We start from the raw sequence: 12,913 nt of genomic DNA, 5'->3' as shown, positions 1-12,913 counted from the left end.
ATGAAGCTGCATCCTCTGCTGCTGGCCTTGGCCGCACCCCTCGTGATCGCCCAGACCTGTCCGGTCGCCGCCACCGTCCAGAGCGCTGCGACCGTGCCGCGCGTCGTCGAGCTCTACACCTCCGAGGGCTGCTCCTCCTGCCCGCCGGCGGATCGCTGGCTGAGCTCGCTGAAAGGCCAGCGAGGCGTCATCCCGGTGGCCTTTCACGTCGACTACTGGAACGGGCTGGGCTGGCCGGACCGCTTCTCCAGCCCGGCCTTTACTGACCGCCAGAAGCAGGGCGTCGGCGTCAACGGCTCGCGCTATGCGTACACGCCGCAGATCGTCGTCAACGGGCGGGATTGGCGCGGAGCCTCGTTGCCGGCGGCGAGCACCGAGCCGGCGCGCGTGCGGCTGGCCTGGAGCCGAAGCGCCAGCGGTGAACTCAAGCTCAGTGCCGAGGCCTTGACTGGTGCGCCCTCGCGCATCCAGCTCTGGTGGGTTCGCGTCGAGGATGGTCACCAGAGCCGCGTTCGCGCTGGCGAGAACCGCGGCGAGACGCTCAGCCATGACAGCGTCGTGCGTGACTACGCGCGGCTGCCAGGCTGGGACGGGCATGGACGAGGCGAATGGTCGGTGCCGGTGAATGCCACGGAGCCGGGCCATCCGAGCCGCTGGATAGCCGTGGCGGCCGATGCCCGCGACGGCAGCGTGCTGCAGGCGGTCGAGATCGGTTGCTGACGCGGCTCGGGTTTCGTGCATGACGGGGAGTCCTCCGACACCGCCCGACATGGCATGCGCTCAAACTCGGGCATCCCAGCAAATTCCCACGCAGCCATGCGACGCCAGAACCTCGTGATGCTGATGGCCGGGCTTGCCGCCTTGAGTGCTTGCAGCAAGCCCGCCGATGCGCCTATGGCACCGCCGGCGTCTGCCCTGGCCGCTTCGGCGCCGTCCAGCGCCTGGGTCGGCAAATGGCAAGGACCCGAAGGCACCTATCTGGAGATCACCGGCGGGCCTGGCACCTACAGCCTCACGGTACAGAACCTGGATGGACCGCGCAGCTTCGATGCCAAGGGCGGTTCCGGCACGCTCTTGTTCACCCGCGATGGCGTGCTCGAAACCGTCCGTGCCGGCACCGGCCCCGAGACCGGCATGAAGTGGCTGGCAGACAAGCGCGATTGCCTGATCGTGAAGGCCGGCGAAGGCTACTGCCGCGATTGACGGATTCCACGCCTAGGATTGAGGAACTCGGGCTTGGCGCCTACCGCTTGCTGGCGGTCAGCGGCGCATCCGCAACCTTGAACTTCTCGTCCATTGCTCACCATCCGCCCTGCCTTGGCTGAAGACGCCCCAGCACTGCAAACCCTTTACGCCGAAGCCATCACCAATGCCGACTGGCTGCCGGACAGCGCCAAGCGGTCTCTCCGCTTCGCCGATGTGTCCGTGAACGAGGAGGTTCACGTCGCGGTTCGCGATGATGGCCAGGTGCTTGGCCTGGTGTCCGTGCAGGTGGGCGATCCCTTCATTCACCATCTCTATGTAGACCCGCTGGTGCGGGGCGAAGGTGTGGGGCAGCAATTGCTGGCGTCGCTCCAGCCCTGGCTGCCCAAGCCGTGGCGGCTGAAGTGCGTGAGCCTCAACACCCGGGCACTGGCCTTTTATGCCAGGGCCGGTTGGCGCGAGGTGGGCAGGGGTGAATCAGAGCACGGCGCCTATGTGGTGCTGATCTGCGACTGATTGCGCCACAACGCCTGCTCAGGCGATCCCGACCACCTTGTGCATCTGCACCGACAGCCGCCATTGCGGGTGTTCCATGCAGTACTTGACCGCCGCCTTGGTGTGCTCACGCTGCAGCACCGAGTCCATCGGCTGCAGGAAGAAGTTCTGGAAGTTCAGGTTCGCGAAGCGCTCCGGCTGGGCCAGCGGCTGCGGGTAGACCAGCTTCAGCTCGTGGCCCGAGGTCAGCACCAGCGGCGCATCGGCCTTGGGGCTGACGCAGATCCAGTCCAGCCCCGGTGGCGCCGGTTGGGTGCCATTGGTCTCGACGGCCACCTCGAAGCCGCGCGCGTGCAGGGCGGCTATCAGCGGCGTGTCCAGCTGCAGCAGCGGCTCGCCGCCGGTGCAGACGACGTAGGGCTTGCCGCCGCCGGGCCATGCTTTCGCAATGGCATCGGCCAGGTCATCGGCCGTCGCAAACTTGCCGCCGCCCACGCCATCGGTGCCGACGAAATCCGTGTCGCAGAAAGTGCAGACCGCCGTCGCTCTGTCCTGCTCGCGGCCGGTCCAGAGGTTGCAGCCGGCAAAGCGGCAGAACACGGCGGCGCGGCCGGCTTGGGCGCCTTCGCCTTGCAGCGTGAAGAACAGCTCTTTGACGGAATAGGTCATACGGGGATCAATTCTTCCGAGTCGGCGCGGCTGACGATGGCGCCCGAACCGCGCGTCTCGTACAGGTCCACGCGATCGATCTGCGGCAGCACGCTGCCGCCCTCGCGCAGCACCCAGGCCGCGATCGACGCCGCGTCGCCATCGGGCAGGTTGGCAATCTCGAACAGCGGGTGGTGATCCAGCCGCTTGAAGATCGGGTTGAACAGCTGCTTCACGTCGCCGAAGTCCACCGTCCAGCCCATGACCTGGTCCAGCGGCGCGGCCAGGTGCAGGCGCAGCGTGAAGGTGTGGCCATGGATACCAGCCAGCGGATGGCCTTCGGGAGCCTGCCGCATGCGAACGGCGCTGTCCAGCGTCATCTCCTTCCAGATGCGGTAGCTCTGGCCATTGAAGTTGGCACCGCTGGAGCCGGTCTCGTAGACGGTCACCCAGCTCAGCTCCGGCAGCTCGGGCTTGAGCCTGTCCCACAGCCAGGCCGAGATGTTCTCGCTGGTCGGGTTCTGCAGGCCGGCAATGTCGTTCAGGCAGCGGTAGTTCAGCTCGAAGTGCAGCGGCGCCCAGACCTCGTCGAGGTGGTCGTAGTCGATGGACAGGTCGCGCTCGCCAAGGTCGGCATTCGCATGCAGGATGACCTCGAAGCCATGGCCGTGCATGCGGCCGCATTGGTGGCCGGCCGGCACATTGGGCAGCTGATGGGCCGCCTGGAAGCGGTAGCGCCGCCACACATGGGCGTGGCCGGCGTTGTCCAGGTCGACGCCGCTGTGCGTGGTGCTCTGCACGCCGACCTGCACGATGCCCGGCACAGCCAGCCGCCGGCGCACCCAGCGCGCGAGGTTCTCGTCGGTGGGTTCGGCGAGGTGGTCGTTCAGCAGCGCATGGTCCAGCGGCGCGACGGTGTCGGCCATGCGCGCGCGCAGCGCCTCGACCTCACCACCGGGGAAAGCCGCCCAGCCCGCCGGCAGCGCCGAGCGGACGGTGGCGAAATAGCTGTGGCCATGCAGGCCATGGCTGCGATGGGAGGCGGGCAGGGCAGGAATACGGCAGGCTGACTCGAAGCCGGCTGAGGCACAGTGCAGGACGGAAAGGGACATGCCCCGATTGTCGCGCGGCCCCTTGGGAGGGCCTGTGGCATCTCCGTGGGTCGCGTTTGCGATAAAAAGGGCCGCGAGTAGGCGCGCCGCGAAGCTGTGGCTGGGCGCCTCAGCAAGCGGTGCAACACCCGCGCGGCCCTTTTTATCGCAAACCCACCGGGGCGTGGCTTTGCCGGCGCTGGACGGCGTTGCGAACCTTGCCCAGGCAACCAGCCTGGGCGGCGGTCCGCGCCTTGCCCAGCATCCGGCAAAGACCCCGCCGCGACCCATGGGGATGTCACGGACCCTCCCACCCCGCTTGACTTGAAGTGGGCTTGAGCTTTTAGTCTCCATCGCCATGAATCTCGCTGACCCCGTCGACGCGCCCGAGAGTGCGTCCGAAAAACTCTTTGCCCCGGGCCGCAGCGCCGCTTGCATCGGCGCCGTCGCGCTGATCTCCATGCTGGCGTTCGAGTCCATCGCCGTCGCCACCGCGATGCCGGCCGTGGCCGAGGCGCTGAACGGCCTGCCCTATTACGCGCTGGCTTTCGGCGCGACGCTGGCCACCTCGGTGCTGGGCATGACGGCCGCCGGCCAGCTCTGCGACAAGCGCGGACCCTACCGGGCGGCGCTGGCCGGCCTGGCCGCCTTTCTGGCCGGCCTGCTGCTGGCCGGCTTCGCGCCATCCATGCCGGCGCTGGTGCTGGGTCGTGCGCTCCAGGGCCTGGGCAGTGGCGTGCTGGGCGTGACGCTGTATGTCGGCGTGGGCCAGGTCGTGCCGCCAGCGCTTCATCCCAAGATGTTCGCCATGTTCGCGGGGGCCTGGGTCGTGCCCGGCCTCGTCGGGCCGGCGCTGGCGTCCTTCCTCGTGCAGTTCCTGAGCTGGCGCTCGGTCTTCCTGGCGGTGGCGGCCGCGGTGCCGGTGGCGGCGATGCTGGTGCTGCCGGCACTCAAACGCGTGGGCACGGGCACCGGCGATGCGCTGCGCTGGGGCGCTATGCGCTGGGCGCTGCTGGCAAGCGCAGGCGCGCTGACCCTGCACAGCGCCAGCCAGCAGAGCGGCACCAACTCGGCCCTGCTGTTCGGTGCCGGGCTGGTGGCCGCCGGCATTGCCGCCCGGCTGCTGCTGCCGGCCGGCACGATGAGGGCGGCGCGCGGCCTGCCGACGGTCATCCTGTTGCGCGGCCTCATTGCCGCCACCTTTGCCAGCGCGGAGGCCTTTTTGCCGCTGATGCTGACCCAGCATTTCGGCTGGAGCCTGACCCAGGCCGGCATTGCGCTGAGCGCCGGTGCCGTGACCTGGAGCATCGGCAGCGCCCTGCAGGCCCGCGTGCAAAAACCCGAGTCGCGCCGTCTGCTGCTGCCGGGCGGCTTCACGCTGACGGCGCTGGCCTTGACCATCGTCATCGCCCCGCTGCTGTTCCCCCTGCCCTCGGCCCTGGTCTTCGCGGGCTGGACGCTGGTCGGCCTGGGCATCGGCCTGTCCTTCCCCATCCTGTCGGTGCTGCTGCTCAAGCTGTCGCCGCCCGAACAGCAAGGTAGCAATACCTCCTCGCTTCAGCTCTGCGACGCGTTGACCAGCAGCGCCGCACTCGCGCTGGCCGGCCTGCTGTTCGACCCGGTCACACGCCAGGTTCTGCCGGTGCTGCTGCTGGCTCTGGGCTTGGTCACCGTCGCCGCCTTGCTCAGTCCGAGGGCGCAGCCCGGCGGCTGAAATCGCTTTCGCGTGGTGGCACACTGCGCCGTCTTCCCCGGGAGAGGTGCATGGGTTTCGTCACGACGCGCAGCATGGCCAAGGATTACGACGTCATCGTCGTCGGCTCGGGCGCCGGCGGCGGCCAGACGGCCTACACGCTGGCACTCGAAGGCGTGAAGGTGCTGATGCTGGAAGCCGGCCGCCACTACGACTTCCGCACCGAGACGCCGATGTTCCAGACCAGCGCCGACGCACCGCTGCGCGGTGCCRGCACGCCGGACAAGCCCTTCGGCTTCTAYGACGCGACGGTGGATGGCGGGTGGCAGGTGCCCGGCGAACCCTACACGCAAGCTTCCACTGACGAGACCCAGCGCTTTGACTGGTGGCGTGCCCGCATGCTGGGCGGTCGCACCAACCACTGGGGCCGCATCTCGCTGCGCAACGGGCCCTACGACTTCAAGCCCCACAGCCGTGACGGCCTGGGTTTCGACTGGCCCATCGGCTACGAAGACCTTGCGCCCTATTACGACAAGGTCGAGATGCTGGTCGGCATCTACGGCAGCAGCGAGGGCCTGGAGAACACGCCCGATTCGCCCGACGGCTGCCTGCTGCCGGCGCCGGCCCTGCGCGTCGGCGAGCGCCTCATCAAGAAGCACGCGGCCAAGCTGGGCGTGCCCGTCGTGCCCATCCACCGCGCGGTGCTGACGAAGAAGCTCGACGACGCCCGCCTGCCGGCCTTGCTGCATCCCGGCAACCCGCGCGCCCAGGCCCTCGTTGCCCAGTCCATGCGCGAGCGCGCCGCCTGCTTCTGGGCCACGCCTTGCGGCCGCGGCTGCTCCATCGGTGCCACCTACCAGAGCCCCGCGGTGCATCTGCCGCCGGCCCTGGCCAGCGGCAATCTCGACGTGCTTTGCGACGCCATGGTCTACGAGGTGACGACCAAGAACGGCAAGGCCAGCGGCGTGCGCTTTGTCGACCGCAAGAGCGGCAAGCACATCGAGGCCAAGGGCCGCGCCGTCGTGCTGGCGGCCAGTGCCTGCGAGTCGGTGCGCATCCTGCTGAACAGCAAGCCCGGCGGCCTGGCCAACAGCAGCGGCAAGGTCGGCCGCTACATCATGGACACCGTCGGCAGCGATCTGTCGGGCCAGGTGCCCGGCCTCGAGGCCCTCCCCGCCCACAACGAGGACGGTGCCGGTGGCGGCCATGCCTATTCGCCCTGGTGGCTCTATCAGCAGCAGGGCCGCGACTGGGAAAAGAAGCTGGGCTTCCCACGGGGTTATCACATCGAGATCAGCACCGGCAAGCGCATGCCCACCTCGGGCACCGGCGCGGGCCTGGAGTGGCTCACGCAAGGCAGCTACGGCGCGGGCTTCAAGCAGGACGTGAGGCGGCTCTACGGCAGCTTCGTCTACTTCTCGGGTCGCGGCGAGATGATCCCCAACGAGCAGTCCTGGTGCGAGATCGACCCGACCGTGAAGGACCGCTTCGGCATCCCCGTGCTGCGTTTCCACTGGCAATGGGCCGAGCACGAGACCCGCCAGGCCGCCCACATGCAGAAGACCTTCGCCGACATCATCACGGCGATGGGCGGCCGCGTGCAGGGCGGCGGACCCGAGCTGGACGGCGTCAAGGCCATCGCGCCGGGCGGCTCCATCATCCACGAGGTCGGCGGCACCATCACGGGCGCGGATGCGCGCACCTCGGTCACCAATGGCTGGGGCCAGACCTGGGATGTGCCCAATCTCTTCCTGTCCGACGGCGCGCCGTTTGCGTCCAATGCCGACAAGAACCCGACGCTGACCATCATGGCCCTGGCCTGGCGCCAGGCCGACCACATCGTCGACCGCCTGCGCAAGAAGGAGCTCTGAGCATGGACCGCAGACAGACCCTGCAATGGATGCTGGCCGCCAGCGCGGCCATGGGCGTGGAGCGGTCCGCCGGTGCCACGCCGGCCACGCAAAAAAAGGGCAAGGGCTATGGCACCGACCCCAAGCTGACCCAGACCTACCGCAGCGGCGAGCTGTGGCCGCTGACCTTCACGCCGACGCAAGCGCGCACCGCGCAGGCGCTGTGCGGCCTCATCATCCCGGCCGACGAGAGCTCGCCCAGCGCCGCGCAACTCAAGGTCCACCTCTTCATCGACGAGTGGATCAGCGCGCCCTATCCCGACCAGGCCGGGGACAAGGAGGTCATCGTCAAGGGCCTGGCCTGGCTGGATGCCGAAAGCCGTTCACGCTTCCACAAGGCCTTTGCCGAGCTCGATGTCACCGCGCAGTCGCAGATCGCCGACGACATCTGCTGGGTGCAGAAAGCCAAGCCCGAGCACGCCGCCGCGGCACGCTTCTTCAAGCGCTTCCGCGACCTGACGGCCGGCGGTTTCTATACGACGCCCGAGGGTTCGAAGGACCTCGGCTTCGCCGGCAATACCCCGTCCGTCACTTTCGACGGCCCGCCTCTCAAAGTCCTGCAGATCGTTGGAGTGACCTGACATGAAAGCCACCCTGGTTGCCGCCGGCCTCGCCGCCGCATTCACCGTTTCCCACGCCGCCGACATGAACCTCAACACGCTCAGCGCCGAAGAAACCGCGGCGGGCTGGAAGCTGCTCTTCGACGGCAAGACGCTGGACAACTGGCGTGCCAGCGATGCGCCCGGAAGCTTCGGCGTCAAGGACGGCGCCATCATCGTCCAGGGCCCGCGCTCTCATCTCTTCTATGTCGGCCCGGTGCAGCAGCACGACTTCAAGAACTTCGAGTTCAAGGCCGATGTGATGACCTTTGCCAAGGCCAACTCCGGCGTCTATTTCCACACCAAGTGGCAGGAGGTCGGCTGGCCCAACCTCGGCTACGAGGTGCAGGTCAACAACTCGCACAGCGACCCCAGCCGCACCGGTGGGTTGTGGGGTGTGCAGGATTTCCCCAAGGTCATCGCACCCGATGGCCAGTGGTTCACGCTGACCATCCGCGTCGACGGCAAGCACGTCACCACCTTCGTCGGCAACGAGAAGACGGCCGACTACACCGAGGAATCGCCCATCGTGCGCAAGAAGGGCCTGGAGCAGCGGTTTCTCGCCAGCGGCACCTTCGCGCTGCAGGGGCATGACCCCGAGAGCACGGTGCATTTCAGGAACATCAAGGTCAGGACGTTGCCCTAGCCTGTGATGTCCGGAAACGGCGCCGGCTCGGTCGGCAGCCACTCCAGCTGCGTCGGTGCAAAGTCCATGCGCGGCTCGACGTCCACCTTGCGGGCCACCAGCCGCGCGCATTGGCGCAGGCAGGCCAGGGCGCTTTGCTGCAGGTCGGGTTGGGCCTCAGCGCTGAAGCAGCAGACCGTGCCGTAGATGCGGCCATCCGGCAGCACGACCGGCGTGCTCAGGTGGGCGCCGACCGCGATGCCCGGGTCGAACAGCTCGCCCCTTGCGACCAGCACGCGGGCATCCGGCACCAGCTCGGGCATGCGGCCCTCGACGACGCGCTGGCAATAGCTTTCCTCCAGCGGTGCCGCGTCGCCGGCATGCAAGCCCAGGGGCTCGCCGCCGTCGATGAAGCGGAACACCCGCTCGCCATCGACGAACTCCGACACGAAGACGACATCCATGCGCAACTGCTTGCGCAGCAACAGCAGCACATCGGTGATCTGCCGGTCCAGCGAGGTGTCATAGCTGTCGGAGGTGGCGACCAGCAGTTCGGAAATCTTGACGTCCAGGGCCTGCTGATCCAGCGGGTCAACATAAGACATGCGGCAACTCTCCTGAAGTGCGTGGCCGCATCATCCGCGCTTGCCGCCGCTTCGGTCGAGTAACCGGCGGTGATACCGGGACTTCCGCTGGGACTTCAGTCACGCGCAGCGAGTCGGCGCCGCACCCAGGGCAGCACGGCCAGGCCGGCCAGCATCAGGCCGCAGGTGGAAGGTTCGGGCACGGCTGCTGCCATGAACTGGCCCGAGGCCGAGGTGAAGGTGACACCGTCGGGCAGGGCCCAGCTGAAACGTGCGGTGTGCGAGTAGTCGGCCACCGCGCCGCCCTCGGCGAAAACCGACAGCGAGCCATAGCTGTACAGCGTCAGCGGGCTGCCATCCGCGGGCATGACGAAGCTGCCGCTGATGCTGCGCGACTGGTTCTTCACATCGAGATAGATGGGCTTGCGCCAGCCCTCGGCGTTGGGGCCGACGTAGAAATAGCTGTAGGCCGAGGCACCGCTCCACCACTTGCCGCGCGTCGTCGTGCCATCGACCGACCAGCTCCAGGTGATTTCCTCGCCGGGCTCGTAGTCGTCGCCGGCCTCGAGGGTGATCTTGTCCCAGTACCAGGCGTCGGCGCTGGTGCCCCAGTTGCACGACAGCATGTCGGGCCGGCAGCCCTTGGGCAGCGTCGGGTTGTTGCTGGACCAGGCATAGGCATGCAGGGTGCCGTCCACCAGCGAGGCAGACGCGACGCCCTTCACATTGACATTGGCATAGCTGTTGTTGGCGCTGGCGTGCCCGGTGCCGCCCAGCGTCTGGCCGCCGGCATAGGCGCTGGCACCGGACGACCCGGTGGGTTGGCCGCCAGCGGCCAGGGCGCTCAGGGATGTGGACGCCAGGAGGAGGGTCAGCAGCGTTTTCATGGTGGGCTCGGGATGGGTTGGAAAGGCCGCCAGTGTGTTTTTCGGGCCTCCCGGCCGCATCGCCCGCGAAGAGCCATGCGAGAGCCATGGCGCTGTCATGAATGCTGGCTCCCCATGGGCGATGCGCCGCCGCGTCGCCTGCCAGACGATGCCGGCCAACCCATCCACGCCGGAGCCTTCCTCATGCCTTCACGCCCCACCGCACCGACCCTGCTGCTCGCCCTCGCCGCTTTCGGGCTGCTGGCCGACACCGCGCAAGCGCAGCCCCCCCAGCAACGCCGCCTCGTGCTCGACGTCGAGCTGCAGCGCCAGGGCCCCGTGCAGGCCGGCGCCGACCGCGGCGAGCAGACCCTCAGTCAGCGCTGGCAGTTCAGCGCCCTGCTGCAGAGCGACGGCGCGCCCATCCCCTACAACCCGCTGGACCCCGAGGACCACCGCCGCCAGGCCGAAGCCGCCCAGCGCACGGCGGCCGCCGCCCCCATGGCGCCCATGCCCGACTGGCGCGCCATGCAGGCCAAGGCCCAGGCGCTGCAAGCCCGCTGCGGACAGGACCAGGCCTGCCTGATGCGCGAGGCCTCGGCGCTGAGCGCCGCCGGCATGCCCGGCGTCAACCGTGGCAGCCAAGGCGTGCTGCAGGGCTACGGCCAGGCGACAGCGAACTGTGAACGCCAGCCCGCCGGCAAGGCCCGCGAAGCCTGCCGCGCCGAGGCGCGCCGCCAGGCCGGCGGGGGGGCTGAGGCCACCGAGGACAGCGGCCCGGCCACGCCCTATCTGCTCTTCACCGGGCCCATGGCCTGCGGCCTGCAGACGACGGCCCGGCTGGACGACCGCGTCAAGGGGCGCTTCAACGACGTGCAGGGCGTCGTGAACTACACCGAGACCGCCCTGGGCCAGGAAGCGCGCCGCGACGACGCGCCCTGCCCGACGCTGCAGGCCGTGCTCGACACCCGCAACGGCCGCGTCTGGACGGCCTTGGCCCTGGTGCCGCAGGACGTGCAGGGCGTGCGCACCCGCGAGGAAACCAACCGCCGCCCGCAGCGCCAGGAGGGCCGCATCGGCCTGCAATGGCGGGAGGCCCAGGCCTGGCTGCAGCAGCGCCTCGTGCAGCTCAGTTCAGAGGGACAGGACCAGGCGCGGCTGCCGGCCGGGACCGGTCAGGCGGAGATCAAGCTGCGCTGGAGCTTCAGGCCGGCTTGATTTGAAGCCGAGGGGACGGCGATGCTCGCGGCTTCGAGCCGCGAGCACATCGCCCAAGGCGGGCCGGCTAGGGGCGGCCCGGCGCTCGGCCCGCGAGTCAGGCGCTCGGGGGGGCGCGCAGATCGCTGGCGCGGCGGCCGCGCCGGCTTGCAGCCGTGCGCAGGTGCACCAGCGACTCGACGCGCTTGAGCAGTTCGCGGTCGTTCCAGGGCTTCTTGAAGATGCCGTAGACGCCTTCGATCTGGCCCACTCGGCCATGCAGCTCGTCGTGGCCGGTGATGGCGATGACGGGCAGGTCCTCGGTCGTCAGGCTGCCGTGCACGTCGGCGATCAGCTCGAAGCCGTCCTTGTTGGGCATCTCGAGATCGGTGATCAGCACGGCGATCTCGGGCTTCTCTTCCAGCTGGGCCATGGCCTCGTTGCCGTCATTGACCTGGACCACGGTGAAGCCGGCGCCTTCCAGCAGGCGCTTGAGCTTGGTGCGCACGACGGCGGAGTCATCGGCGATGAGGACGGTGGGCGGGCCTTCGGGCACCACGGGCGCCGCAGGCGTGGCCGCTGCCGGCGGCTGCATCGGCGTGGGCGCCGTGACGAAGGCGCTGGCCATCGACGGGCCGGCATTGGGGCCGACCGGCAGGGGCGGCAGCACCACTGGCGCGTTGGCGCGCTGCGTGCCCTCGGGCGAGCGCGGCGGCGGCGTGTATTCGCGCGGCGGACGGTAGTCGTCACGCTTGAAGGCGGCGATGAGCACGATGATGGCCAGGGGTATCGCGATCAATACCGGCATCAGATAGGCGCCCAGCAACTCCTGCAGCTCGTGAAACATCGACTCCATCCCTGGGGTGTAACAACGGGCAGCCTAACATCCGCCACAAGGTCACACCATCAAGGAAAGCCGGCATTTCTCGACGAATGCCGGGGGTTTGTAGCTGTTTTCGGGCCGGGCGCGGGGCCGCTCGCTAGCCGGCCCGCCTTGGCGATGTGCTTGCCGGTCGATCCGGCAAGCATCGTCGTCCCCTCGGGGGCTGAGGCCGGACGCGGTGCGCCCGCTGGGCGCGGTCTGCAAGACCGGCCCAGGTACTCCTTGGACGAGGGGGCTTCAGAAGGTCAGCACGAAGCAGGCGCCGCCGCCGGGCCGCTTGGCATGGCGCACCGTGCCGCCCAGGCCATGCACGAGCTGGCGCACGACGGCCAGGCCCACGCCGCTGCCGCCCTCGCGTGTCGTGAAGAAGGGCGTGAAGATGCGCGTCTCCAGGCCCGGCGCGACGCCCGGGCCGTTGTCGGCCACCGTCAGCCGCAGCCGCGCGCCGCGGCTCAGGCGCGCCTCGATGCTCAGCCGCGGTGCCGGCCGGCCGGCGCAGGCCTGCAGCGCGTTCTGCGCCAGGTTGATCAGCACCTGCTCGAGCTGGGCGGCGTCGGTGCGCAGGGCCAGGCTTTCGGGCTCGACGGCGAGATCAACCTGCCCTCCCACGGCGCTCCAGGCGGGCGCCACCAGCCGCTGCACCGCCTGCAGCAGCGGCAGCAGCGGCGTGTCCACCAGCGTCGGCGCGGGTGGTTGGCTGACGCTGCGATAGCGCTCGACAAAGGCCTGCAGATGCGCCGCGCGGCGCGCCAGCGTCGCCAGCGCCGTCTGCAGCTCCGCGTGCTCGCCGGCCTCCAGCAGGGCCGGTGCGCTGCCGGCCAGCGAGGCGATCGGCGTCAGCGAATTCATGATCTCGTGCGTCAGCACCTGCACGAGCTGGCGCCAGGCGGCCAGGGCCTCGGTCTCCAGTTCCGACTCGATGGGCGCCAGCGCCGCGAGCCGCCAGGCCTGTCCCTGCACGGTCAATGCGGAGACGGCGAGCACGGCGCGCTCTTGGCCATGCTCGGTGGGCAGCGTGACGACGCGCCGGCCGGGCTCGGCGTCCAGCAGCGCCAGCAGGCCGGCGGGCTCGACGGCGCGGCCCGGCGCGATGAGGCGACGCGCGGCCGCGTTCAGGGC

14 protein-coding genes are annotated in these 12,913 nt (G+C 69.2%); 8 read left to right on the top strand and 6 right to left on the bottom strand.

Annotated features, from left to right (window positions below; genetic code table 11):
• From AC1DW3_RS17715 to AC1DW3_RS17705, 3 genes are all read left to right on the top strand, one after another.
• Complete coding sequence (locus AC1DW3_RS17715) at window positions 1-720, top strand: DUF1223 domain-containing protein (protein ID WP_477933270.1); 720 nt, start codon at window positions 1-3, stop codon at window positions 718-720.
• A 96-nt stretch (window positions 721-816) separates the two neighbouring features.
• Window positions 817-1,203: a hypothetical protein gene (locus tag AC1DW3_RS17710; RefSeq protein ID WP_477933268.1), complete on the top strand. Its 387-nt coding sequence runs from the start codon at window positions 817-819 to the stop codon at window positions 1,201-1,203.
• A 114-nt stretch (window positions 1,204-1,317) separates the two neighbouring features.
• The gene (locus tag AC1DW3_RS17705; RefSeq protein ID WP_477933267.1) at window positions 1,318-1,719 is read left to right on the top strand and encodes an N-acetyltransferase family protein; all 402 of its coding nucleotides are present in this window, start codon (window positions 1,318-1,320) and stop codon (window positions 1,717-1,719) included.
• Window positions 1,720-1,737: 18 nt separating this feature from the next.
• Here the strand turns inward: AC1DW3_RS17705 and queE are convergent, their stop codons facing one another.
• Both queE and AC1DW3_RS17695 read right to left on the bottom strand, forming a co-directional pair.
• Window positions 1,738-2,367: a 7-carboxy-7-deazaguanine synthase gene (queE, locus tag AC1DW3_RS17700; RefSeq protein WP_477933265.1), complete on the bottom strand. Its 630-nt coding sequence runs from the start codon at window positions 2,365-2,367 to the stop codon at window positions 1,738-1,740.
• Window positions 2,364-3,458 (bottom strand): 6-carboxytetrahydropterin synthase, encoded by a 1,095-nt coding sequence (locus AC1DW3_RS17695; protein WP_477933263.1) that lies wholly within the window; start codon window positions 3,456-3,458, stop codon window positions 2,364-2,366. Before AC1DW3_RS17695 ends, queE begins: the two co-directional genes overlap by 4 nt.
• Before the next feature lie 337 nt (window positions 3,459-3,795).
• Here AC1DW3_RS17695 and AC1DW3_RS17690 point away from each other — a divergent pair, with 337 nt between their 5' ends.
• Genes AC1DW3_RS17690 through AC1DW3_RS17675 form a run of 4 tightly spaced genes read left to right on the top strand, consistent with a single transcriptional unit; the run spans window position 3,796 to window position 8,285 of the window.
• A complete protein-coding gene (locus AC1DW3_RS17690) occupies window positions 3,796-5,151 on the top strand; it encodes an MFS transporter (protein ID WP_477933261.1) in 1,356 nt (451 codons plus the stop codon).
• A 50-nt stretch (window positions 5,152-5,201) separates the two neighbouring features.
• A complete protein-coding gene (locus AC1DW3_RS17685) occupies window positions 5,202-7,001 on the top strand; it encodes a GMC family oxidoreductase (RefSeq protein WP_477933259.1) in 1,800 nt (599 codons plus the stop codon).
• Between the two features lie 2 nt (window positions 7,002-7,003).
• Window positions 7,004-7,621: a gluconate 2-dehydrogenase subunit 3 family protein gene (locus tag AC1DW3_RS17680; protein WP_477933257.1), complete on the top strand. Its 618-nt coding sequence runs from the start codon at window positions 7,004-7,006 to the stop codon at window positions 7,619-7,621.
• Window position 7,622: 1 nt separating this feature from the next.
• The gene (locus AC1DW3_RS17675) at window positions 7,623-8,285 is read left to right on the top strand and encodes a 3-keto-disaccharide hydrolase (RefSeq protein WP_477933255.1); all 663 of its coding nucleotides are present in this window, start codon (window positions 7,623-7,625) and stop codon (window positions 8,283-8,285) included.
• Here AC1DW3_RS17675 and AC1DW3_RS17670 read toward each other — a convergent pair.
• Both AC1DW3_RS17670 and AC1DW3_RS17665 read right to left on the bottom strand, forming a co-directional pair.
• Complete coding sequence (locus AC1DW3_RS17670; protein WP_477933254.1) at window positions 8,282-8,869, bottom strand: GAF domain-containing protein; 588 nt, start codon at window positions 8,867-8,869, stop codon at window positions 8,282-8,284. The two genes, AC1DW3_RS17675 and AC1DW3_RS17670, sit on opposite strands and share 4 nt — an antisense overlap.
• Window positions 8,870-8,964: 95 nt before the next feature.
• Window positions 8,965-9,735: a PEP-CTERM sorting domain-containing protein gene (locus AC1DW3_RS17665; protein ID WP_477933252.1), complete on the bottom strand. Its 771-nt coding sequence runs from the start codon at window positions 9,733-9,735 to the stop codon at window positions 8,965-8,967.
• A 183-nt stretch (window positions 9,736-9,918) separates the two neighbouring features.
• On the opposite strand from AC1DW3_RS17665, the gene AC1DW3_RS17660 reads away from it, so the two are divergent.
• Complete coding sequence (locus AC1DW3_RS17660; RefSeq protein ID WP_477933250.1) at window positions 9,919-10,932, top strand: hypothetical protein; 1,014 nt, start codon at window positions 9,919-9,921, stop codon at window positions 10,930-10,932.
• Between the two features lie 97 nt (window positions 10,933-11,029).
• On the opposite strand, the gene AC1DW3_RS17655 is transcribed toward AC1DW3_RS17660, so the two are convergent.
• Together AC1DW3_RS17655 and AC1DW3_RS17650 are read right to left on the bottom strand one after the other, a co-directional pair.
• Window positions 11,030-11,758: a response regulator gene (locus tag AC1DW3_RS17655; protein WP_477933248.1), complete on the bottom strand. Its 729-nt coding sequence runs from the start codon at window positions 11,756-11,758 to the stop codon at window positions 11,030-11,032.
• Window positions 11,759-12,031: 273 nt separating this feature from the next.
• Window positions 12,032-12,913: sensor histidine kinase (locus AC1DW3_RS17650; RefSeq protein ID WP_477933246.1), on the bottom strand; the 882-nt coding region annotated here is incomplete at its 5' end.

The organism is Roseateles sp. P2_H4 (assembly GCF_056403315.1).
This window is presented reverse-complemented; position numbering and strand designations above follow the sequence as displayed.

Bases quoted from the DNA above. Each gene is read 5' to 3' on its own strand.
- AC1DW3_RS17680 (WP_477933257.1), top strand. From the start codon at position 7,004: ATGGACCGCAGACAGACCCTGCAATGGATGCTGGCCGCCAGCGCGGCC.
- AC1DW3_RS17710 (WP_477933268.1), top strand. From the start codon at position 817: ATGCGACGCCAGAACCTCGTGATGCTGATGGCCGGGCTTGCCGCCTTG.
- AC1DW3_RS17670 (WP_477933254.1), bottom strand. From the start codon at position 8,869: ATGTCTTATGTTGACCCGCTGGATCAGCAGGCCCTGGACGTCAAGATT.
- AC1DW3_RS17695 (WP_477933263.1), bottom strand. From the start codon at position 3,458: ATGTCCCTTTCCGTCCTGCACTGTGCCTCAGCCGGCTTCGAGTCAGCC.
- AC1DW3_RS17715 (WP_477933270.1), top strand. From the start codon at position 1: ATGAAGCTGCATCCTCTGCTGCTGGCCTTGGCCGCACCCCTCGTGATC.
- AC1DW3_RS17675 (WP_477933255.1), top strand. From the start codon at position 7,623: ATGAAAGCCACCCTGGTTGCCGCCGGCCTCGCCGCCGCATTCACCGTT.
- queE (WP_477933265.1), bottom strand. From the start codon at position 2,367: ATGACCTATTCCGTCAAAGAGCTGTTCTTCACGCTGCAAGGCGAAGGC.
- AC1DW3_RS17665 (WP_477933252.1), bottom strand. From the start codon at position 9,735: ATGAAAACGCTGCTGACCCTCCTCCTGGCGTCCACATCCCTGAGCGCC.
- AC1DW3_RS17655 (WP_477933248.1), bottom strand. From the start codon at position 11,758: ATGTTTCACGAGCTGCAGGAGTTGCTGGGCGCCTATCTGATGCCGGTA.
- AC1DW3_RS17690 (WP_477933261.1), top strand. From the start codon at position 3,796: ATGAATCTCGCTGACCCCGTCGACGCGCCCGAGAGTGCGTCCGAAAAA.
- AC1DW3_RS17660 (WP_477933250.1), top strand. From the start codon at position 9,919: ATGCCTTCACGCCCCACCGCACCGACCCTGCTGCTCGCCCTCGCCGCT.